Here is a 20,825-nt window from a genome sequence, read left to right as displayed (position 1 = left end):
ATTTATATAGTAAGCATAGGCTTATTAATTAGCTTTTTAGTACAGAAGCACATTACTTTTAAATCATGGTATTTTTTTTACCATTAAAACCAAGATACGAGAGGGAATAAAGCGTAATGCACCATCTTTGTCTAAGTATTCGTGCTCGCGATAAACACCATTTAATTCAACCCTATAACCCTCGAATTCATTAATACGACTTGCTTGGTCAACTGTAAATTGTAAGTCTAGACAGTTATCACTATCGTAATCAGAACAAATCAATTTCCGTCCATCTTGATTTCGAATCACTCCAACTAACTTTATTTCTTTGCCAATGATTGACTGTCTATCTTTCAAAACATCGTCAAAGTCGTTTGTTCCTGCGCAAGAAAAACAGCTCAGGAACACAGTTATCACTAATAGAAGACTCTTGAGCTTACCCATAACTACCTGCCTTGAAAACGATTCAACATTTTTCGAGTTCGTCTTTTCTCTGTGCCTGTCAATCTGCCATTAATGACTCTTGCTCTGAATTGACCGCCTGACCTCTCAATAACAACCACTCTTCCATTATGGTATATATAATTTGGTCTACCGCCATTCACAGCTGAATCATCGCGAAGACCAGGTGCTGCCTCTCCGCCATTTTCAGGATGTGAATGCCCAACTGCGGTTGCACTGGAAGGTATGGTCATCGTTGTTGTTAAAACTCCGCCGCTTTCAGTTGTTTCGCTAGTTGCTTCAGTAAACGAGACTTCTCCACCTTCACCTTCCGTGAAATATCCTGCCTTTTCACTATTTTTCGATTCTAAACTAGACATATTGTTGTTAGCTACAGTGTCAGTTTGAGCGTTTGAAACCGTCGTATTGTTCCCATGTTTTGACTCATCAAAATTAGAGGATTCAATACATGTTCCTGAAACTCCTTGGCTGGCTGCATCAGAACATCCAGCGAGCCCCGTAGGATCTCGCATATTGATAGGATCATTTCCCACATACGCATACAGATTCATCTGATCTTCATAACCAATCGGGTCAGTTTGCAGGAAGCGACCCAACTTTGGATGATAAATCCGTGCTTTGTAGTAAAATAATCGGATCTACGATCCAGAGTAAATTCTATTGAAATCAGAAAGATGCTTTACAGAGGAGGCTTATCCATAGCGTATTTTCAAAGAACGAGTGTGCTCGTCACTGATCACACTTAATAATAGCAATTATTTGCCATCTAGTATTGCTAATTGATTGTGTATTTTCTTTGTCATTTCAAATAATGATGCTGGCGTTGGCAACTCAGCACTAACTACCATCTTCTTAAAATCACCATTATAAGTTGATTCAAGTTGTCCCCAAATGGATTCTAAATCTGAAAAGACGACGGCTTGCGCAAGTGGTTGATTTATCCACTGCGAATTGGGAAATGTCCGTCGGTCACTTTCAATGACGCGATTAGCCATCTCTGAAAAATTATTTGATTCAAAGAAAGCGTAAGTTGAATCATCGCCCATCAAATAATAGATATCGTAGAGATGGCGGATCTTTTTATTGATGTCATTTATGTGATTGTCGCCACATGACACCTTAACCATCCCCATGATCTTTTCACACAAAGTGCGAGAGGTGCACAGAACATTCATTTGAAAAGACTGAAGTGAATGGCGCGTGACTTCGTCTTCATTCCCAGTAGATGATAGAAAATCTGCAACGTAGCTGGAAATAGGCATCAGATTGTAAGGCTCAGGATCAGCGAACGCGTTTACTTCTAATAAGAGGCTATTTGTTACTTGTCCTTGTGGCTCACTCTCCTCCTCCAATTTGGGGTATTGAAATCGGATTTTCCTGAAATTAGAATTTTTTGATGTGTCTGGCGAGTCTATCTCTTTGAAACAATTGGGTATTAAACCACACGCTTTTTTAACGCGCCGTCTCACTTGCCCGTCACTCATTGAATCAGTTAAAACCGCAATATCAACGTCTTCAGAAAATCGGGAAATCAAACCGTAGGCTTTACTTAATGAAGTTCCGCCTTTGAAGACGATACTGCCATTCATGTCGGATTTAGCTAAGGCCTTAAGCGCAACAGTGACCCAGTAGTCTTTTTCAACGTAAGTCATTGGTAAAGTCAAGTGTTGTGCCGTTGCTCGAATAGCTTCTTCAAAGAGACCTGGGTTGGTGTGTAATTCCACGAATAAATTTGCTCTAAGGTTTATTTATTGATTGTTAAATGCCAGTGCTGTTTAGCATTTGGCACTTTGTCTGCGTTCGAAAAATAGAATGTTGATGTTGGGTTCAACGACTTCTGTAACTTGTCGCTAAAATAGCCTTTATAACGCTCCATGAACATGCCAAGTAACGCCTTAGTTCGTTCGGCATAGGCTTTGATAGCAATGTCTTCCAACTCAGCTATTGATTTGTCGGGAAACCTTTTTAGTCTCGTACCTAGCTTGTTCGATACATCCTCTACATTGGCATCTGGTATGCGTTCAATATGGTTAAGTACATCTAAGAATTGCAATAACTCAATATTGGTTTTAGTGACGCGTTTGTAGCGAGCAGGTGATGTAGTTAACCGTAAGCCAGAAAGGTTGGCTTTTTCACGCTTGTCTTCTGCTGTCGCCACATTCACTTCGGCAGGCACTTGTGTGGTCAGTCCCCAGCGATAATAAAGCGCAGGACCTGTCACATAACCTACTGTTCGGCTTTTGTGTTGTGTGAAGTATTGTATGACGTCATTTTCCCTTGGAGCCATAGGTCCAAACCGGCCCACTTCGGCTTTATAAAAAAGTCCTTTTTTGACTTTAATGAGCCCGAGCTTTTTCACATTGCGGTTGACGGCTTTAACAACGGCCTCACTATGATCTGAGTACACGCCAATATCCCTGTAAGAAAATAGCTTACCAGGCCTTATGTGCTCGATTTCTTTATATACAGATTGTGCAATAGTCATCAGCTTCTCCAGATGTGTGGAGTTTAGTTCGAATCCCGCACGCCTGTCCAGTTTTTTAAAAAAATAATGGACATTTCGTATTGATGGTGAATTAGAAAATTCACAGGCTTAATTTTCTCTCCGCGTCTACCTGCCTTTCATGGAACAACTTCCATTCTATCTGCTTAATAAACTGTTCGGTCATATCAGCATCAAGTTTGTTTGGTCTTAATGATTTGTTATTGCCGACCTGGGTATCAATCAAATGTTGAGGTCCAATGGGCATAATGATTTCCGAGCCCTTATTGGCCCATCCACCTTTGAAGTCATATTTGTTCGTGTCGCACTTATAATAGCTGTTTTTGCCATCATTTTTTAAAAGGTATCGCGGACGGATACTATTGACAAACTCCAGCCTTGGAACGTTGAACTAAATTAGATGGCCATCGCCGGACGGATACAAAGGTACGATAAGTGCATAGTGGTTTACACGTTAAAATGAAAATATCAAACTAATTATCAATATTTGTGTTGTAAACAAAAATATGCAAAATATCGCTATGTTTAGATTCCATAAAAACACAATTCTGAGTAATACAAAATGTGTGAAGGCTATGGCATTTATACTCACAAACAAAAACAGAATCGAAAGCGGAAAAGATGCATTTACAGACAATAGGATCGCGACGAGGAAAAACGGGCTCCAAGTTTGTACAACCGTTGACTTAAAAGCGCTTACCCTCCTCGTTGAGTTTTTCACTGTTCTTCTTCCTTGCGACGACGGGGTTGACAGGCTGCAAAAGAGCAATCCCTCACACCCATAGGTACATTATTATCATCTGTAGTATCTTGCATATCTCCCTCTAAAGCTTTTGCTATTTGATCGTCTTTTATTATATTTTCGCTCGAAACCACGCATTCATTGTTTTCGTTGCTGCACGTCGCGTCAGCCACCTCGGGGCTATACGTGACTAAACCAATGGTTAATGAGATCCCTCTGCTCAAAGCTATAACGCCAGTCGAGGTATACCTCAAAGAATCAAATGTAACATACCTTACGGCTTTATTTCCTAAAAACCTAAAAGCTCTCGTTGTTTTTCTTATCTTAGGTTTCGTTACGGTTTGCCTCTTTTTATATGGACCCTCCAGTGTCAAGGGGTTATTTGGATTTTTTCCAAACGGAACATTGGTGTACCTCGTTTTATTACCAGACAGGCCTAAATAATCATTATAATTAACTGGGTCATTATAAACATAAGCATAAAGATTCATCTGGTCTTCATAACCAATCGGGTCAGTCTGAAGGAACCGCCCTAACTTTGGATGATAAATCCGTGCTTTGTAGTAATAAAGCTTAAGCGCCTTTAAGTAGATCTGCCCAGTTTATGCAAATCGGGTCTGATTTGACCAATACGGTACACCATATTCATCATAGGTGTTTATTTGATACACGTTGCCATCACTTTTTGATACCGCAACAATTGAGCCTTGATGATTCGCGTGTAAAAAACGACGGTTTACAACCGCAGTACTCGCTGTGTCATATCTCACCACAGGCACATCAGCGCCAACCGAATGCACATATCGTGCGTTCATTTTATGCTTCGTGGTGTACTCGGCAATTAGTGCATTACCACTATATACGAAATATCTTGTCGTCCCCCCCTCCCTATATTCAGCTAGGCGTCCTAAGGGGTCATATTTGAGAGTAACTGTAATTCTCTCAGTATTTGCAGTAATTAGCCGGTTCTCGACGTCGTACTTGTAAGTATTATCACCGTCGTCTTTCAGGTTGCCATCGGTATGATAGGAGATGCTTTTGCTACCAACTTTCGAATATTGATTAAGGCCATTGGTAATATAGCTTTCTTCCACAGGGCCTTGAGTGGCTTCAAACTTCTTATTGTTTAACTTCAACGATTTAATTTGCCCTGCAGGATTGTAGGCATAATTAAACGTTACATCATTTTCGTTGCCACTAAGGTTGTGCTTCATTTGCTCTATTCGCAATAAACTGTCTACGGCGAAGCTTGTGTTAGCGTTGTTCGGGCGTTTGATAGACGATAGGGAACCATTATTTCTATACACCGGATTGAGTAAGGTGTTGTCATCAGGGTCATCGATATTTATTAGACGATTGAGGTTGTCATACTCGTAGTCAAAGGTCTTTCCGTCAGGATATTTAATGGATGTGCGATTTCCATTGTTATCATAGCCATATTCTAGTGAATATACCGTTTTGTAGTCTCCGTAAGAATTGCTAGTCTCTGTTTGCAACTCTCCAAACACATTATAAGCATACTGAATACCATTCTTTTTGTGTAATCTATCCCACGCGGCGCGCAAACGCTGACCTAAAAGACTGTATGAATAATACACATCGTCCATGGCTCTATCTGAGTATTTTTGTTCAATTACTTGATTCAGCCTATCGTAGGTGTAAGTGATTTTCTTTCCATTGCGCTTTCTTATCTGCTTTATATTGCCATTCTTATCATACGTGTACTGTTCATAGTTGGTAGTATTGTGACTGCCACTACCTTTCGTGTTTGAAGGGAAGTACCATCTATACAGCCGCCCGTGATTATCATATTCGCGTTTTGCGAGATTATTGTTCGCGTCTTTGATCGTATTTTATTGCCAAAACTGGTCATATGTATATCTCGCATACGATTGCGTTACCGTTGTACCCACTGCTTTCTTGATAGTCTTTATTCGATTTTTGCTGTCATATTCGTATTGCGTGATACGGTCAGTCATGCCCTCGCTTGAACTTACAAGTGAGCATGCGTTACTTGATAACGAGCCAAACGTACTAGTATTCATTCGCACAGCTTGGCATTTAAGTCTGTCTGACGTGTCGTAAGAATACTGGGTAATTTGCAGCGCAGTACCATCAGATTTTGCTTGCGTCTCGCGAATTTTTCTCCCGTAACCGTCATAGCCAATAATTACTTGTGATTGCACGGTAAATCCGGTCCAGTCTTTTGGCGCAATCGTTTCATTTTGCCATGCTGATAAGTAACCAGTTTGAGTATTACTAAGCTGGCCGTTCGAATTGTAAGTGTAGCGAGTAGCGGGGAAGACCAATCCATCATTATGTTTGTCTGGATCGGGGAAAATCTCGCCGGCAATTTGGCCTTTTATGTTGTATCTGTTTGCCTTCAAATAGTCTTTAGAAACCTGTGCTGCTTGCACCGAACACGCAGCCACCAGTAAAACAATATATATAAAATGCTTCATGTTCATATCCTTATGGGCAGGTGCTTAGTTTAGCGTTGGGAGAAATTTCTCCAATCATATTGCCGTAAATATCGTAGGCATAGCATGTTCGCCGTGTTGATCCGTCAGTAGCAACATCTATTTTTGCGCTTAACCACAAGTTATTATTGCTGTACTCATATTTAGTTTTGAGAGCATCACTCGGTGCGCATGCAGTTGCAGATGCTGCTTTTTCGACACACGTTTCAGTCTCCGTTAATAGCCATATGGGCGTAGCTGCTTTGACTACTCTATTGCTACCCTTTCTGTAATATGCGTAGTGCTTTTGATATCTAAAAAATTGTGTAGGGCGGATTCCTTGCGCATTTTCTGGAGAACGAATACGTTTAACGAGTCCCGTTTCGTCATGGTAATCAAATTCAGTTTTGTTACCCTCACCATCAATAATATAAGTGGGCTTGTTGCATGTTTTAATATTAGTGCACGTTGTTGGATAGCTTGCCTCTTCTACGATATTCGCCAAGGCGGGAACGTCTGGAAGTGCTGCAGAGTGTTGTGTTCGTTTGAAGACATTTCTGCGCGCATCATACTCAAATGTGCTTTTGATGCCTTTTTCAGTAAGTTCAGTGATGAGGTTTCGACCAATTCCATCATAAAGTGCATTTCCACTGACCCAAGATGAGCTACCTATTTGTGGTTCTCCCCCTTTGTAGGCAGTAGCACTTATGCTTGCATTACCCTTATCACTTTGCTTGCTAGCGGTTATGCTTGAGGTAACTCCACCGGTACTATTCCATGTATATTCATGCTTAACGCCATTTACCTTCGCTTCCTCTACCAATAGCCGAGAACCTGAGCAACTCCAAAAGTAACCCCCTGTTGAATCAAAACAACTCTTCCATTCGTAATATGAGTATTCCGTGCTGGGTTTCGTTAACCCATTTTAATATATTTTTACGACTCGAATTGGAGTCGAAAGCGACTCTTCCAAAAAGAATTTTTTTGCACGTAACGGGTTTCAATTCCTAGGCCGTCAGTCACAGTAAAATTAAATTCAACGCCGGTGCTGGCAGGTATATCATCCCAGTCATAAATAGTTGTTGGCCATGAATTGTTGAGACTACAGTCATTGATGTTTTGGTCGCAATACTCGATCGCCAAATTAATTGCAGTAATTTTTTCGATTTTATTGTTGGTATTGCGGCTATCAATGGGCCAATCGCTGTACGTGTATTTAAATTGCAGGCCATTATTTGTGGTAATGTAATTAGGGCCAAGAGTCAGTGTATATCCGTTAGGATAAACAATCCGTCCAGGCGAGGACATATGATATTCGGTGCCATCAGATGAGGTATACAACCAATAATTATCGCTCGTTCTTATTAAGGTAGAACCATCAGGTTTGTTTGCTTTATATACACCGCTATGTTTTGTAAATTGCTTTACTTCAGTCCCTAAGCGAACAGTTGCATATAAACCACCGGCGCCGGGGTCAATGTCTATATAGGACGCGCGCAAGTCGTAAAAGCGACTAAAATGTCCAGCATAACTCAGTATTGTGTGCTCTAATGATAAGTCACCGTTGCCTATTTTTAAGTCAGTTTGGGATAACGTTGCACTCCCAGATAGCAAATTAACACCAGCCTCGTCATGCGAGCTTAAGTCCGATGGTGGAGCGATTGAAGCATTTGGGCCACTGGCGCTGCTGAGTTGCTCAGCGAGCACTTGCATTGGGTCAGCCACTTCTTCTTGCAGTGCATAAGAAGTGTTGGTGGCAAGCAAGAACGACACTAGCATGCAGTTGTTATAAATCCCTTTCATTATTTTTCTCCTTCAATGCTTGTTCTGTTTCCAGCCTTGTCTAACTTATACTTACGTATTTGCTCACCGTCTTTTTTTACAGTTACCAAGCGGCCGAGCGCATCGTACACAAATGTTTTCTCCATTGAGTATGCGCCGGGAACAGGCTCGCCCTCCGCTACGACAGGAGCAGTCTTGTCACTTACGATCTGTTCGCTGAAACCATCACCATCATTGAATGCTATTTCAACAGAGAGTTGTTTTCCTGAGTCTGCACTGGTAACTAAGCGTGCGATGCCCAATCACATCATAGCCACCTAAGAGCCATGTTAACTGCTGCTCACTCAACCTAAGATGGCTCATGTCGTCTACTTTAGGCCATTTAAACGATTTTTTTTGCAGCACCTTGTACCACATGGCAAAGCGGGTTTTATCCCAATAGACAATTTTGAGTTTATCTTGCTTTTTGTTGCAAAAGATAAACATCGCATCGTCAAATGGGGAGACCTCAAGTTTTGGCTCGACAAACATTCTCATGACGCGAGCTCTTTGATGACTTGGCTCAACCAACGTGACTCGGGAGTTTGCAAAATGCTAATCACAATATCTTGATACTGCAAACTCAGTTGCGGCGATGGATGTTGTGTAACAGGCTGAGGTTTTCTGATTTTTGCCCAAGCTTTAGCGGTCGGCTTGGGCCATGGTTTATCGATATCGCTTTTTCTGGGGTAAAACGTTTGCAAATGGATATCGTACTTGGCACAGTATTGTAATGTAGTGACTCCCCTGGTCTCTTGCGCATCAAGCTTAGCTTTCCATTCTCCTTTGGTTCGACGTTTTCTGTACATGCTGTCCCCGATATATTATCAAAAACATCATCATGCAGAGCTATATGTGCTACCAATAGACGAGGTTTGGGCGACGCTTACGACCTAAACGGCGAAAAGCGACTTTTAAATGCACATATCCCACTCGCCAGATGAACTAATCAAACCAATAGGGCTAAACGGCAAGGCCCCTTGCAGAGATGACGCATAATTCTTAGGAAATCACTTTAGGTTTATCCGCATGAGCGTATCGTGTGCGGTCATATATAAGGTTTTTTCATCACCCGAAAGCGTGCAGTTGGCTGTTGCCTTACCCGTTCTTATTTTGGCTAAAAGCTCGCCGAGTTCATTAAACACGAACACTCCACCGGGACCGGTCGCGAAGATATAACCGGCACTGTGCACCACCATGCCATCAGGAAGTCCTTGCTCGTTTTCTTGCCCTACTAAATTAGACGCATCATAGAAAACACGCTTGTTTCGCAAGCTCCCATTAGCATCAATATCATACTGATACCATTTTGCAGCCTCTCTATCAGACGCCGCCACAATCGCTTTTGATTGATCAGTGCTTAAAACGATACCGTTTGGATAAAGCACGCTATCATCCTCAAGAGTGAGTTCGCCGCTGGGGCGCAATCGATAAATACCGTCAAAGCTTAGCTGCTTATTGGCATCTTTACGGCCGTTTTTAAGGCCGTAAGGCGGGTCTGTAAAATATAAATCACCGTTTGAATGAAACACACCGTCATTAGGACTATTAAAGCGCTTTGAATTATAACTATCGGCAAGCGCCACAAACTTTGGCTCTGCTTGTGTGAGCGCTGCGTCCATTGCCGCTACACGTCGGTCACCGTGCTGCATGATAACAAGCTGCCCGTTTGGGTGTAGCAACAAGCCGTTGCCGCCTTGCTGAGAGTCGTTCTGATCGATGCCGGTAGCACCAGAGGGTGTTAAGTAAACGCTCACCCCTTCGCCTTCTTTGTATTGATAAAGCGTATTTTGCGGCACATCTGAAAAAATAAGCATATCTTGCTCGGGTAACCAAAGAGGCCCCTCTGACCAGCTGTAACCGGTTCCGAGCACTTCAAAGGCCGCATCAGGACTAATAATGTTAAGGGCGCGCTCATCTACAATCTCAATATAGGGAACTTGACTCGCAAGTGCGCCTGTTAACATATTGGGTAGCGCGAATAAGCAAGATAGTAAAATAATGGCGGTAAACTTTATTGACCGAGTGCGATTGCGATTCATAGACAATTTCCTATTGTAAACGTGTAGCGCTCACATGCCTTTACGCGAGCCTAGTAGTCATCTGAAAATTCAGGTCCTGCATAATTATCAAAGCGAGAAAACTGCCCTTGGAAAGTAAGCCTAGAGGTGCCAATCGGACCGTTACGCTGCTTACCAATGATAATCTCAGCAATGCCTTTGTATTCGCTATTCTCATGATAAACCTCATCACGGTAAATAAACATAATCAAATCTGCGTCCTGCTCAATTGAGCCAGACTCACGCAAATCTGAGTTGATTGGGCGCTTATCACTGCGTTGCTCCAATCCACGATTGAGCTGAGAAAGCGCCACTACCGGCACTTCAAGCTCTTTGGCAAGGGCCTTAAGAGAGCGGGATATTTCGGCAATTTCCAAGGTACGATTATCAGATAAGCTAGGCACACGCATTAGCTGAAGATAATCCACCATGATCATGGCAATGCCTCCCTTCTCACGTGCTAATTTGCGCGCGCGAGTGCGCAACTCCATCGGTGTTAGGCCGGAGCTATCGTCAATAAACAGGTTGTCACGCTTATGCAGATTTTGCATGGTTTGCTGCAGCTTTACCCAGTCAGTATCGTCAAGTTTAGCGGTTCGAATTTTGGTTTGATCAACCCTACTCAAAGACGCCAACATCCTCATCATTATTTGCTCAGCGGGCATCTCCAAGCTAAATACAAGTACGGGCTTGTCTTGCATCATCATCGCGTTTTCACACAAGTTCATCGCAAAGGTTGTTTTTCCCATAGAGGGGCGGGCTGCTACAATAATCAAGTCAGAACGCTGTAAACCACTGGTTTTTTTATCTAGGTCATTAAAACCGGTAGATACCCCTGTAACTTCATTGTCTTGTTTAACTAGCTCATCAAGCCTGTCGACTGTCTTCTTTAAAACACTCTTAACATCGACCGGGCCCTCACCAGCAACGGTGCGCTTTTCTGCAATTTCAAAAACTTTGGTCTCAGCTAGGTCTAATACTTCTTTGCTGTCTCGTCCCTCTGGGTTATAGCCTACCTCTGCAATATCATGAGCAACCCCAATGAGCTCTCTAATAACCGCCTTTTCTCGAATGCTATAGGCATATGCGCCGATGTTGGCAGCGCTCGGGGTATTTTTGGCAAGCTCAATTAAATAAACAAAGCCGCCGGCATCATCTAGTTGATTGTGCAAACTCAATTCGTCTTTTACTGTGACGGTATCAACCGATTGATTGGCGTTTATTAGGCGTAAAATAGAGGCATAAATAATGCGGTGGGAACGATTATAAAAGTCAGATTCAATAAGCACATTGGCAACTTTGTCCCATGCGTCAGGCGATATCATTAAACTGCCGAGCACAGATTGCTCCGCCTCAATGCTGTGAGGAGGTATGTTCAGTTTTTCAATCGAATCGGTTTGAGTTTGCGCCACTTGATACTAACTTTTCATTTAATCGGTCGGCTATTATGGCTCATGAGATGCGATTTGTCTCGACCGATTTTTAGTTTGTACTAGCCTGTTCTTCTTGCAAATACACACGGTCAAAATAGCGTGACACCTCTTCTTGGAATTGCGCGCTATGGTTGTTTAGGTGAGAGTCTTTAAACGCTTGAGTGGGATAAATTGCAAGCAAGGTTTGATTTAGCTCCTCAAGAAACCTGCGGGATTCAGGTCTGTCGTTGCACAAAAAATGGCCCACCATATAGGGTGGATTTCCTTTAACTGAATACGACAAAAGCTCTGTCTCGCGGTCAGGAAAATATCGGTCTATCGTTACCGGCGAGGCAACTAACAAGTCACCCCGTCCTCGCAAAAATAACTCAATGTCTTTGCCAAAATAAGTAGGACTAAATATTGCCTCTCTATTGTCGTTATCTAGGGCGGCGATTTGTTCATCAATTAATGTTCCGTACGACCGAAGACGTGAATATAAAATGCGGCTGTTAGGCACGGTAGAGATAAAATCTTCAATGGAGCTTATTTCACCTGAGGCATCAATAGCAGGACTGTTTGCAAAGGTGTCGTCGTTACGTGCAAATACTCTGGCGCTTAGTGTCATAAATAAGGGCTCGGAAAAAAGATACTGCGCTTCTCGCTCTTTAGTCTTAACCATACTCGGTACACAAGCAGCTTTTTGTTGTTCCAGTACTCGCCATAAACGCTGAGCCGGGGTGTGGATTAACTTTACCTGTTTATCAAGATGCTGGGTCACTAATAATGCAGTGTTGACACTTGCACTTATTGGCTCCCCCTTATTGAAGCTCTCTACCTCACGCACATCAAAAAATACAAAATCGATATCATAGGCGGGTTTTTCCTGCCCAGGCGCGCTTTCATCCGCAAAAACACTGCTTATTACGGCTACGCAACACATTAACGGCAAAAGCGTTAACCATGCTAACAATAACGATTTATTTTTGACTCTCAATTTCAACCCCAAAATACCCAAGCTCACTACACGGAACCTATTAAGCATAAACTAAAAACAAAAAGGTCACACCTTTGGCATGACCTTTTTTTAACATCTGTGCGCTGTATATACTATATCGGTGCATCAGATTTATTGTTTAATTTGTGCCTAGATTAGCAATATGGCTACTGCGCAGTAAGGACAACTGTTCCATGCACCGTTGTGATATCGACAGTGGCATCTGGACTTCCCTTATTAAACGATAACCATGAACGCGGACCATATTCTGCCTTGTTTGGTTTATCGGCTGTGAGCCGATTTCGAATACTGCCACCGGCGTGCGCTTCGATGTCGAATTTAGCTTCCGTTTGCTTAGGTAGATGAAGCGTGATACTTCCGCCTACCGAACCTGCCTTCACCACAGCGCCTGACTGTAAGCTCATGCTCAGTTCTATCGAGCCATTTACGGTTTGTGCATCTACCGCAGATATCTCTTGTAGAGTAAATTCAATGTCACCGTTAACCGTTTCAGCATAAAGTTCTTCGGCCGAGCTCACTGCCTGTAGGCCGCCATTGACTGAGCTGGCCTTGAGGGTCCTGCCGCTCACTTGCTCTAACTCAATATCACCATTTACCGTTTCAACGCGCACGTCACCATTAATCGCTTTGGCGTTAATATCACCATTCACCGATTCAAGCTGCACCCGGCCCGATAAACCCTTTGCGTCAATGTCGCCATTTACCACTTCAATATCACTGCCTCCCTCGATATTTTCAAGCTCAACGTCAGCATTGGTGGTGTCATACTCTACTCGGCTTTGTTTGGGTACATAAATCACAAGCTTATCACCATCTACACTGCCACTGTTCCAGCCACCCCATGAGCTTTTTTGCTTAATCTCTACACGTATTTCTATTGATTTACCGTTCCTCTCAAAAATAAACTCTTCGGTATCGTCCCCGAGTGTTCCTTCTACTTTTACCTGAGCGTTTTCCCAACCAATAATCTTGGCCGACCCTGATACATGCTCAATTTGTATGAGGCTATCGAGGTCTGCCTCCAGCGTTTCATCGACTTTTTGCGATGCCAGTGCCTCGCCGCTCAGCAGAAGAATAAGTAAGGCAAAGCATATGGCAAGTGAGTTAATTTTGTGGCTAAGTGTAAACATAAAAACTCCTAAATTTGTTGCCAAGCAGGTGCATGTACCCGCTCGATTATGGCTAATTGCTGCTGATAAACATGCTTCAACATTTTTATCAGCGCAGGGTTGTTGGGCGCTTCGTCTAAAGCTTGTTTAATGGCACGCTCAGCTTCATCTAAATCTGCAAGTTGCTGCTGCCAGTTATTGGTGGCCGGTACAGCGTCTTGAACACTTATCAATAGTGCTTGTTTCTGCTGCTGGTGCTCTGCGCTTAGCTTTGCAATCAGCGATTGAGTATTATGCTGGGCCATGTACTCAAAACCCATATTGGCAATCAAAACCAACAAGCACACGCTGGCGGCTGCTGCCAAATAAACGCGTCTAGATTTTGTCGCTTTCGCGCCTTGCAAGCGTGAGGCGTGATTATCTTGCTGCTGTTTTTGTTTATCGCTGATAATCGCAAACTCGATACCTGGCCAAAGGTCCTTCTCTGGCTCTCTTTCACGCCTAATTTCACTCAACTTTTGCGTTAAGCTGTTTGCATTTTGATGTGCTTGCGAAGCACTGGCATCAGGCACTGAATTTCGTACATCGACGTTTGATTTACTCATTTAATGCTGCCTCCAACAGTGTTCTGGCCCGATGAAACTGCACTTTACTTGTGTTAACTGAAATATCGAGCATCGATGCAATTTGCTCATGTCGGTATCCTTCAATGCCGTGTAATACAAAAACAAGCCGCGTTCGCTGAGGTAATCCCGCTATCAGCCCTTCAATGGAATCTGCGGATAAATGCCCGGTGTCTTCTTGCTGCGCGATTTCGCCAACCTCCGTACTTATCGAAAACATACGCTGCCACCATCCCTTTTGCTTGCGGATAAAAGAAACGCAAACATGACTAGCCACGCTGTGCAGCCATGTAGAAAACTTACTCTGATGTTCAAAGCTTTGTATTTTTTGCCACACCTGAACAAACACCTCTTGTGCAGCATCTTCAGCTTGTGAACGGTCTGCACACAGCCGATGACACAAGCCATACACCATATTAATGTGAGTTTGGTACAGCGACTTAAATGCGTCTATATCTCCCGCTTGGGCTGCGCGCACAGTGGTCGCTAGGGCATCATTCTCTTCGCGAGGGGGCACCGACTTGCCAGAGACATCTTTTGACCCACTAGGCATTTGATACTTTGCATCAACTCGCACGCTCATAGACTCAAGCTCGTCCAAATTTCAGTGGTGAAGCTGCACTTGGCATGCGCTCTAGTAAAATAGTTATCACTCTCATGCTGTTCCCTTTTTTGCATCCATGTGTCTGTCATAGTATCTGTCGCAAGGATTAAGCAAAAGGTTTACACGCATACATAATTTTTTTGGCTATTTGCATTCTAGGATTGGAAATTGATTAAAGTACGTGAGTAGCCAGAATCATCAGTTGGTTGTAAATGTAGTGGCATACTGTGCTTGGCGCTGTACTACCAGCAATAGCGCCAATATCGTTTGCGCTGCTAACTTGGTTTTTAGCATTGTAATTTACCGTAATGGTGCGGCCGCCTATTCGTTTTGAGCGCACATTGCCCAAGCTGTCAAAGCTAAAGCTGCCGGTGCCCCACGAGCCAGAAGCGGTGGCAATTTGCTCAAGTGCATCGTAAGTCATACTTATATCGTGATTGCTTGGACTGGCATCTTCTATGCGCGTGACTAAGTGAGGCTTGTCGTAAGTGTAGGTTAAATCCAGTGGTTTAATACTGCCTTTTTAAGGTAAGCAGGCGAAGGGGCAATTGACTATCGTTTAGGGTTTGGCTAAACACATGGCCATTGCCATACGTCATTTGCTTGAGCATACCGTTGGCAACAATAGTGATAGTTATATCGAACGCAGGTAAACCTGCATAGTCGCATTTTATAATAAGACATCTACGCTTCGTGTGAAAAAGCCTCGCGAGTGCGAGGCTTCAGTTTAAAAAACACTCTAAGGCTTCTTATTTTGCTATGGGCCTCCTACATTCAAACAACAATCCGTCTTCATATTGAAAAGACAAACCTCCTGATGCTGTGAATTCAATGGCTGAATTTGACGACATGTTCGACATCGCATCAATAGTCGCTTGATCAAAGAAACCGTTTGGATCTTCCATGCGTTCAACCTTGAATTCAACCGTCTCCGAATGCATCTTTTTATCAACTAAAGAGTATCTAACCAGTGAATCATAATGTAATGAAGACTTATTTGAGTCTGAAGGTGAAATAGTCACAACGCCTCTGATTGAGTATAGATTGGCTGCGCCGTCAAAATCCAAACGCAAGTTTTGAGATAGCTCATATGCCTCATATGAATACCCATAGTCACATTCCCAACTCCCTTCAATTGTTATCTTTGCAAATACATTTTGATAACTAAAAAAAAGAAGAATTGCTAATAATACCTTCAGAAAACCCGCTCTCATTTTTTTGTACTTTTAAAAAACTTTATCAACTCATTAATCCCAAGAACAAGAAGGAGAATACATGAAATAAAGATACCTATTACAGAACCATATTTGCCGCTTGAAAAGCTCACAGGTTCAATGCCCTCGAAGAAGAAACTTCCAAACGAATATAGAAAGAGGGCTATAGCCGCAATAATGAAAATACAGCCCTGCATCAACTTACTGTTATTTGCTTTATTTGTTTTCAATTTCTTCTTCTGTTCTTTGATTTACGATATTGTCAGCGTTTTCCGAAGGTTTTCCACACCTAAGCCAACGGCTTGCTCGGCAACGTAGGTAAGCACTTTTGCTTTGAAACCACCCGGAGTTTTAGATTCAACTTTATCTATCGCATTCCCAAGCTGACCTGTTGTTTCAGACAATATAGCTGAAGAGCCACTAGATACCGGAACATCACCATCGGCAGCTTCCGCAGCTATTTGAACACCTGTTGCAACTAACCCAGTGGGTCCGGGTACATATGATGCAACTTCAAGCACTCCCTTCACTGTAGTTTGTGCAATTTCAGTTTGTTCATTTACAGCCTGCTGCGGCGTAATTTCTCCAGAATTTACTCTATCCAAACGATTCCTAGCCGCTATATCAATTCGAGGAAGCTTGCCATCAGGGTCAGTATATTTGTATGGGTTGTTATAAGTGTAAGCGTATCGGTTAAATCCTTTAACGTATTCTTCTCGTTGCCCATGACACAACGCCCCAACCGGATCATTCGAATAAAACCGCCCAATCACTGGATCATAGCGGATTCTAGGGGTCAGGTTCCTTGAAAAGGTATTTTGATTTTTAGCTCGCGCTGGTTTGCTGCCAAATAGAAAATGTGGCTTGGCGATTAACAATAAGATGTTTAAACGTTTGTTTTTAAATTGAAAATCAATTTTCACGCCACTTTAGAATTATTGTTCGCAACATATTTATCCATGTTGATTAACGTGGAAATAATCGAAAAACGACTTTCTTCCATACATCAGAAAGGTTGGTTTCAAAGAACCTGACCCCTTGGTTTAAAGTAAATAACCGAACTATCAAAAGCTGCATTGTAGCGTATAAGCTGCCGTATAAAATGAAATGCGACTAATGCACGGTCATAAATATTATAGCGAAATAGAATCTTAACTTTAATGTTCTGCTTTTTTCAGCCGATATGACATGCGGGCGTGAATAAGAAAGATTGTTTGTTCACACCACTAACCAACAATTTTTTTTAAGACGCTCAATCCATATGGGATCTACGAATAAGCATGTTTAGTCTACGAAAAAACAAATCAACTTTTGATTCCCAAACCATTGCGGGAATTATTGAAGCGCTTGATAAATCGCAAGCCATTATTGAATTCCGTCCAGATGGTACCATCCTTTCTGCGAATAAGAATTTTCTCGAAACGATGGGCTATTCAAGCACTGAAATTATTGAAAAACACCATAGCATGTTTGTGGAGCGCTCGGAGCGCGACAGCCCTGAATATAGTCAGTTCTGGCAACAGCTCAATAATGGACAGTTTAAACAGGCTGAATTTAAGCGTATTAAAAAAAATCAAGAAATAATTTGGCTTCAGGCAACCTACAACCCCATCACAGATAAAAACGGGAATGTCATCAAAGTCATTAAGTTTGCTTCCGATATAACCAGCAGCAAACTGAAAACGATCGATTTTGAGGGCAAAATATCGGCGATTTCAAAATCGCAAGCAATAATAGAATTCTTGCCAGACGGGCATATTATTTCAGCAAACGAAAACTTCCTTAACGTTATGGGCTATGCGTTAAGCGATATTGAAGGGAAGCATCATTCTATGTTTGTTGATAGCGCCGAGCAATCAAGCAGTGAATACCAACAATTTTGGGAGAATCTTCGTCACGGGAAGTATCAAGCCGCGCGCTACAAGCGTTTTGGAAAAAGTAACGAAGAAGTATGGATTGAAGCCACGTACAATCCTATTAGAGACTTATCGGGTAATGTCATAAAAGTCGTGAAATTTGCGACCGACATTACTGAACGCGTGAAGCAAGAAAAGCAGTTCGAAATTCTTTCCTTGGTAGCAAATGAAACCGACAACTCTGTGATTATTACTAATGCTGAGGGACTAATTGAATATGTTAATCCGGGCTTTATTGAGTTGAGCGGGTATTCGTTTGACGAAGCGCTAGGAAAGAAGCCGGGGAGTCTATTGCAGGGCGAGCATACGGACCAAGAAACCGTACGACAAATAAGAGATAACATTGCTAAAAGGCAGCCTTTTTATGAAGAAATTCTTAATTACGCAAAAGATGGTACTTCATACTGGATCAGTCTGGCGATAAACCCAGTCTTTGATAGCAAAGGGAAGTTAGATAAGTTTATTTCTATTCAAAGCAATATTGACTCTACAAAACGAAAAAGTCTGGAAAACGACATTCGCTTGTCGGCCATAGCACAAAGCAATATCGTCATTGAATGCTCACCTTTGGGTACGGTCGAGCATGTCAATAATCTTGCCAAGGAAATACTAGGATTTTCACCCGATGCAAATGCGCTAAGCAAAGACATAAATATCAAAAACTTAATTACTGCCGATGACTGGGAAAACTTAATTCGAACGGGCTCGCTAAAAGCTGATTTAACGATAGAACACTTGGCAAATGGCTCAAACCTTAGACTTTCTGCTACGTTTTCTACTGTGCATAATATTGAAGGGGAATTGGTCAAAATTCTGATGTACGGGACTGATGTTTCAGAGCGTTATGCGGTTATTGCGAAAACGCATGGGGCGATGTCGCAGGTGCTAGACAGAATTAGCAGCATCATTCAGACCATTAACGGTATCTCGGATCAAACGAATCTGCTTGCTTTAAACGCCGCGATTGAATCTGCGCGCGCAGGTGAGGCTGGACGTGGATTTGCTGTGGTAGCAGATGAAGTCAGAACCCTTGCTGGCAGCACCACCGACTCTGCGCATGAAATCACCTCGTTGATTGGCGAAACCAAAGAACATGTAGACAGCCTATCTGCATATATGGACAACAAAAGTTAGCGCTATCTAAAGAGAAACCTACTCGACTATGCTATGTGCTTTAGGCTTCGCGATATTAGATATTGGTGGAGCGGGCAGCGGAAAAATCTGCCTTGAAGAACATACTAAAGCGAGCGCCTCCTAAAGCTGAGTCGCCCACAAATATGTCACCACCATGCCATTGTTGTATTCGTTCAACGATGGCAAGACCCAAGCCTGTGCCGCCCTCGTCTCAATTGCGGCCTTCATCTGAACGATAAAACGGCGCTGTCACCTTTGCTTTTTGTGCAGTAGCAATGCCATCACCATCCTCATCAACATGAACATATGTGCCTGCATCAGTGCGCTCTACGGATTCTAGGGGTCAGGTTCCTTGAAAAGGTATTTTGATTTTTAGCTCGCGTTGATTTGCTGCCAAATAGAAAATGTGGCTTGGCGATTAACAATAAGATGTTTAAACGTTTGTTTTTAAATTGAAAATCAATTTTCACGCCACTTTAGAATTATTGTTCGCAACATATTTATCCATGTTGCTTAACGTGGAAATAATCGAAAAACGACTTTCTTCCATACAGCAGAAAGGTTGGTTTCAAAGAACCTGACCCCTTGGTTTGAGCCTATGATGAAAAATCATATTTTAAGTTTCGAATATATTCACAATTTTTAACGACTGAGTCTCAGAACTTCTTGCTCATCTTTTGTAAATATCGAAAGTTCATTTTTATGATTCACTAGATTAACAGTTACATATTTATCTTGATAACCATCATACATGTCAGCTTGCCATTGATTACTCTCACTTGGGACTTGTTTTATGTTTTTTAAGATATTTAGTCCTTCAGAGCTTGCACCGTCGTAACTAAACACAAACGCTTCATTTTTATCCATGTCAAATTCTATAACTACTGGCTTAGTGGCGTGATGCCACTTACCTTGAATCACATACTTACCAGAACTGCTTTGGACTCGTTCCAACAGCTTTTTTAATTCACTTAACACTAAATCCGGCTCATTTTGCTGAATATAATGGCCGCTTTTATTTGTTGCAACAAACTGCCCTTGCGGAAAAGTACTGACCCATTCTTTCTGTACGTCTCCCCAACGTTTTCTGCCTATATCGCTATTGAAAATAGTCGTTGGATTATCAAATGTCATGGTTGTAGCTATTAAAGTCACGGGAATATTGCCAATATCATCAAAGTCGTTTGCCGCTTCTTTTTTCCAAATCGCATCTAAAAAGCACCAGCGTCCATCACTATCTTTGTAGTCTTGATTCTTAATATGCTCAATTTCAAGAGGACCGTTAAGTGGGTCTATTTCCTTTATAATTTCTATATCACGAGGATTTTCTGGGTCAACGAGAAGCATGCCTAGAACTTCATTGGGAAAAGAATGCGCATAATTTCTTGCAGTCGCACCGCCTAGAGAGTGACCAACGTAAATAAATGGTTTTTTTATTTGAGCCGCATCAACAATTGATTTAACTTCGTGAACGTGCTCTTCACTAGAGCGTTGACCTACGCATGCATCCGAATTACCTTCTCCTAAACGGGAAAACCTGTAAGCTGTTATATCAGAGGGTAAATCATTCCATAAAGCATTCCACCCTGCCATTCCGGTCAGCGCTCCAGCATCAAATAAAACAGCTATATCGCCCCTACCTTTGACTTCGAATTCTAAATTTTTTCCATTGACGAGAATGTTCTGACCCGCAGAAAGGTTCAGAGTGGTTAGCTTGAGAAAAAGTACCAGCGTAAGTCGAAACATGAAAAGTCCATTTAGTGTTA

Annotated in this window: 24 protein-coding genes and 1 pseudogene; 1 reads left to right on the top strand and 24 read right to left on the bottom strand. The window is 42.3% G+C overall.

Translation table 11 applies throughout. The annotated features are described in order from the left end of the window. Positions 1-63 precede the first annotated feature (63 nt). The 22 genes from ACFO4O_RS14685 to ACFO4O_RS14575 form a co-directional block, all read right to left on the bottom strand. Complete coding sequence (locus ACFO4O_RS14685) at positions 64-426, bottom strand: hypothetical protein (protein WP_382409862.1); 363 nt, start codon at positions 424-426, stop codon at positions 64-66. A 2-nt stretch (positions 427-428) separates the two neighbouring features. Then, positions 429-1,082, bottom strand: a complete 654-nt coding sequence (locus tag ACFO4O_RS14680; protein ID WP_382410003.1) for an RHS repeat-associated core domain-containing protein — start codon at positions 1,080-1,082, stop codon at positions 429-431. Positions 1,083-1,199: 117 nt separating this feature from the next. Next, positions 1,200-2,168, bottom strand: a complete 969-nt coding sequence (locus ACFO4O_RS14675; RefSeq protein ID WP_382409860.1) for a nucleotidyl transferase AbiEii/AbiGii toxin family protein — start codon at positions 2,166-2,168, stop codon at positions 1,200-1,202. Between the two features lie 20 nt (positions 2,169-2,188). Beyond that, on the bottom strand, positions 2,189-2,929 hold the full coding sequence (locus tag ACFO4O_RS14670; protein WP_382409858.1) for a DUF6088 family protein: 741 nt from the start codon (positions 2,927-2,929) through the stop codon (positions 2,189-2,191). A 100-nt stretch (positions 2,930-3,029) separates the two neighbouring features. Beyond that, entirely contained in the window at positions 3,030-3,194 is a 165-nt protein-coding gene (locus tag ACFO4O_RS14665; RefSeq protein ID WP_382409857.1) for a hypothetical protein, read from the bottom strand. A 470-nt stretch (positions 3,195-3,664) separates the two neighbouring features. After that, positions 3,665-4,282: an RHS repeat-associated core domain-containing protein gene (locus tag ACFO4O_RS14660; protein WP_382410001.1), complete on the bottom strand. Its 618-nt coding sequence runs from the start codon at positions 4,280-4,282 to the stop codon at positions 3,665-3,667. Positions 4,283-4,291: 9 nt separating this feature from the next. Then, on the bottom strand, positions 4,292-5,296 hold the full coding sequence (locus ACFO4O_RS14655; RefSeq protein ID WP_382409855.1) for an RHS repeat domain-containing protein: 1,005 nt from the start codon (positions 5,294-5,296) through the stop codon (positions 4,292-4,294). 246 nt (positions 5,297-5,542) lie between these two features. Continuing rightward, complete coding sequence (locus tag ACFO4O_RS14645; protein WP_382409853.1) at positions 5,543-6,151, bottom strand: hypothetical protein; 609 nt, start codon at positions 6,149-6,151, stop codon at positions 5,543-5,545. Positions 6,152-6,161: 10 nt separating this feature from the next. Next, a complete protein-coding gene (locus ACFO4O_RS14640; RefSeq protein ID WP_382409852.1) occupies positions 6,162-6,971 on the bottom strand; it encodes a hypothetical protein in 810 nt (269 codons plus the stop codon). Positions 6,972-7,084: 113 nt separating this feature from the next. Beyond that, positions 7,085-7,951 (bottom strand): hypothetical protein, encoded by an 867-nt coding sequence (locus ACFO4O_RS14635; protein WP_382409850.1) that lies wholly within the window; start codon positions 7,949-7,951, stop codon positions 7,085-7,087. Beyond that, positions 7,951-8,232, bottom strand: a complete 282-nt coding sequence (locus ACFO4O_RS14630; RefSeq protein ID WP_382409848.1) for a hypothetical protein — start codon at positions 8,230-8,232, stop codon at positions 7,951-7,953. The genes ACFO4O_RS14635 and ACFO4O_RS14630 overlap by 1 nt, the downstream gene beginning before the upstream one ends. Beyond that, the gene (gene tnpB, locus ACFO4O_RS14625; RefSeq protein ID WP_382409999.1) at positions 8,177-8,461 is read right to left on the bottom strand and encodes an IS66 family insertion sequence element accessory protein TnpB; all 285 of its coding nucleotides are present in this window, start codon (positions 8,459-8,461) and stop codon (positions 8,177-8,179) included. The genes ACFO4O_RS14630 and tnpB overlap by 56 nt, the downstream gene beginning before the upstream one ends. A gap of 2 nt (positions 8,462-8,463) precedes the next feature. Continuing rightward, on the bottom strand, positions 8,464-8,778 hold the full coding sequence (gene tnpA, locus ACFO4O_RS14620; RefSeq protein ID WP_382409847.1) for an IS66 family insertion sequence element accessory protein TnpA: 315 nt from the start codon (positions 8,776-8,778) through the stop codon (positions 8,464-8,466). A gap of 201 nt (positions 8,779-8,979) precedes the next feature. Further along, positions 8,980-10,011 carry an SMP-30/gluconolactonase/LRE family protein gene (locus ACFO4O_RS14615; protein ID WP_382409845.1) on the bottom strand — a complete coding sequence of 344 codons (1,032 nt, stop codon included), beginning with the start codon at positions 10,009-10,011 and terminating at the stop codon, positions 8,980-8,982. Between the two features lie 50 nt (positions 10,012-10,061). Beyond that, positions 10,062-11,441: a replicative DNA helicase gene (dnaB, locus tag ACFO4O_RS14610; protein ID WP_382409843.1), complete on the bottom strand. Its 1,380-nt coding sequence runs from the start codon at positions 11,439-11,441 to the stop codon at positions 10,062-10,064. A 70-nt stretch (positions 11,442-11,511) separates the two neighbouring features. After that, entirely contained in the window at positions 11,512-12,384 is an 873-nt protein-coding gene (locus ACFO4O_RS14605; RefSeq protein ID WP_382409997.1) for a transporter substrate-binding domain-containing protein, read from the bottom strand. Between the two features lie 221 nt (positions 12,385-12,605). Beyond that, on the bottom strand, positions 12,606-13,589 hold the full coding sequence (locus tag ACFO4O_RS14600; RefSeq protein ID WP_382409841.1) for a DUF4097 family beta strand repeat-containing protein: 984 nt from the start codon (positions 13,587-13,589) through the stop codon (positions 12,606-12,608). A gap of 8 nt (positions 13,590-13,597) precedes the next feature. Continuing rightward, positions 13,598-14,173: a hypothetical protein gene (locus ACFO4O_RS14595; RefSeq protein ID WP_382409839.1), complete on the bottom strand. Its 576-nt coding sequence runs from the start codon at positions 14,171-14,173 to the stop codon at positions 13,598-13,600. Then, positions 14,166-14,774 (bottom strand): RNA polymerase sigma factor, encoded by a 609-nt coding sequence (locus tag ACFO4O_RS14590; protein ID WP_382409837.1) that lies wholly within the window; start codon positions 14,772-14,774, stop codon positions 14,166-14,168. Before ACFO4O_RS14590 ends, ACFO4O_RS14595 begins: the two co-directional genes overlap by 8 nt. Before the next feature lie 193 nt (positions 14,775-14,967). Then, positions 14,968-15,219: a hypothetical protein gene (locus ACFO4O_RS14585; protein WP_382409835.1), complete on the bottom strand. Its 252-nt coding sequence runs from the start codon at positions 15,217-15,219 to the stop codon at positions 14,968-14,970. 325 nt (positions 15,220-15,544) lie between these two features. Next, positions 15,545-16,009, bottom strand: a complete 465-nt coding sequence (locus tag ACFO4O_RS14580; RefSeq protein ID WP_382409833.1) for a hypothetical protein — start codon at positions 16,007-16,009, stop codon at positions 15,545-15,547. A gap of 251 nt (positions 16,010-16,260) precedes the next feature. Continuing rightward, complete coding sequence (locus ACFO4O_RS14575; protein WP_382409831.1) at positions 16,261-16,932, bottom strand: RHS repeat-associated core domain-containing protein; 672 nt, start codon at positions 16,930-16,932, stop codon at positions 16,261-16,263. Between the two features lie 357 nt (positions 16,933-17,289). Between ACFO4O_RS14575 and ACFO4O_RS14570 the strand changes: the two genes are divergently transcribed. Beyond that, positions 17,290-19,059: a PAS domain-containing protein gene (locus ACFO4O_RS14570; protein WP_382409829.1), complete on the top strand. Its 1,770-nt coding sequence runs from the start codon at positions 17,290-17,292 to the stop codon at positions 19,057-19,059. 55 nt (positions 19,060-19,114) lie between these two features. On the opposite strand, the pseudogene ACFO4O_RS14565 reads toward ACFO4O_RS14570, so the two are convergent. Both ACFO4O_RS14565 and ACFO4O_RS14560 read right to left on the bottom strand, forming a co-directional pair. Then, a pseudogene (locus ACFO4O_RS14565) lies at positions 19,115-19,255 on the bottom strand (hypothetical protein); the annotation flags it as partial. 446 nt (positions 19,256-19,701) lie between these two features. Then, complete coding sequence (locus ACFO4O_RS14560; RefSeq protein WP_382409827.1) at positions 19,702-20,805, bottom strand: alpha/beta fold hydrolase; 1,104 nt, start codon at positions 20,803-20,805, stop codon at positions 19,702-19,704. Positions 20,806-20,825: the final 20 nt, after the last annotated feature.

The organism is Glaciecola siphonariae, from assembly GCF_042652645.1.
GTDB classification, from domain to species: Bacteria; Pseudomonadota; Gammaproteobacteria; order Enterobacterales; family Alteromonadaceae; genus Glaciecola; species Glaciecola siphonariae.
The sequence above is the reverse complement of the archived record's forward strand: the minus strand, read 5'-3'. Positions and strand labels throughout refer to the sequence as shown.

What these genes read in the sequence shown, in the direction of transcription:
- ACFO4O_RS14685 (WP_382409862.1), bottom strand. Translation starts at nt 426, where the DNA reads ATGGGTAAGCTCAAGAGTCTTCTATTAGTGATAACTGTGTTCCTGAGC.
- ACFO4O_RS14670 (WP_382409858.1), bottom strand. Translation starts at nt 2,929, where the DNA reads ATGACTATTGCACAATCTGTATATAAAGAAATCGAGCACATAAGGCCT.
- ACFO4O_RS14665 (WP_382409857.1), bottom strand. Translation starts at nt 3,194, where the DNA reads ATGCCCATTGGACCTCAACATTTGATTGATACCCAGGTCGGCAATAAC.
- ACFO4O_RS14655 (WP_382409855.1), bottom strand. Translation starts at nt 5,296, where the DNA reads ATGGACGATGTGTATTATTCATACAGTCTTTTAGGTCAGCGTTTGCGC.
- ACFO4O_RS14645 (WP_382409853.1), bottom strand. Translation starts at nt 6,151, where the DNA reads ATGAAGCATTTTATATATATTGTTTTACTGGTGGCTGCGTGTTCGGTG.
- ACFO4O_RS14635 (WP_382409850.1), bottom strand. Translation starts at nt 7,951, where the DNA reads ATGAAAGGGATTTATAACAACTGCATGCTAGTGTCGTTCTTGCTTGCC.
- tnpB (WP_382409999.1), bottom strand. Translation starts at nt 8,461, where the DNA reads ATGTTTGTCGAGCCAAAACTTGAGGTCTCCCCATTTGACGATGCGATG.
- tnpA (WP_382409847.1), bottom strand. Translation starts at nt 8,778, where the DNA reads ATGTACAGAAAACGTCGAACCAAAGGAGAATGGAAAGCTAAGCTTGAT.
- ACFO4O_RS14615 (WP_382409845.1), bottom strand. Translation starts at nt 10,011, where the DNA reads ATGAATCGCAATCGCACTCGGTCAATAAAGTTTACCGCCATTATTTTA.
- ACFO4O_RS14605 (WP_382409997.1), bottom strand. Translation starts at nt 12,384, where the DNA reads ATGTGTTGCGTAGCCGTAATAAGCAGTGTTTTTGCGGATGAAAGCGCG.
- ACFO4O_RS14600 (WP_382409841.1), bottom strand. Translation starts at nt 13,589, where the DNA reads ATGTTTACACTTAGCCACAAAATTAACTCACTTGCCATATGCTTTGCC.
- ACFO4O_RS14595 (WP_382409839.1), bottom strand. Translation starts at nt 14,173, where the DNA reads ATGAGTAAATCAAACGTCGATGTACGAAATTCAGTGCCTGATGCCAGT.
- ACFO4O_RS14590 (WP_382409837.1), bottom strand. Translation starts at nt 14,774, where the DNA reads ATGAGCGTGCGAGTTGATGCAAAGTATCAAATGCCTAGTGGGTCAAAA.
- ACFO4O_RS14585 (WP_382409835.1), bottom strand. Translation starts at nt 15,219, where the DNA reads ATGACTTACGATGCACTTGAGCAAATTGCCACCGCTTCTGGCTCGTGG.
- ACFO4O_RS14580 (WP_382409833.1), bottom strand. Translation starts at nt 16,009, where the DNA reads ATGAGAGCGGGTTTTCTGAAGGTATTATTAGCAATTCTTCTTTTTTTT.
- ACFO4O_RS14570 (WP_382409829.1), top strand. Translation starts at nt 17,290, where the DNA reads ATGTTTAGTCTACGAAAAAACAAATCAACTTTTGATTCCCAAACCATT.
- ACFO4O_RS14560 (WP_382409827.1), bottom strand. Translation starts at nt 20,805, where the DNA reads ATGTTTCGACTTACGCTGGTACTTTTTCTCAAGCTAACCACTCTGAAC.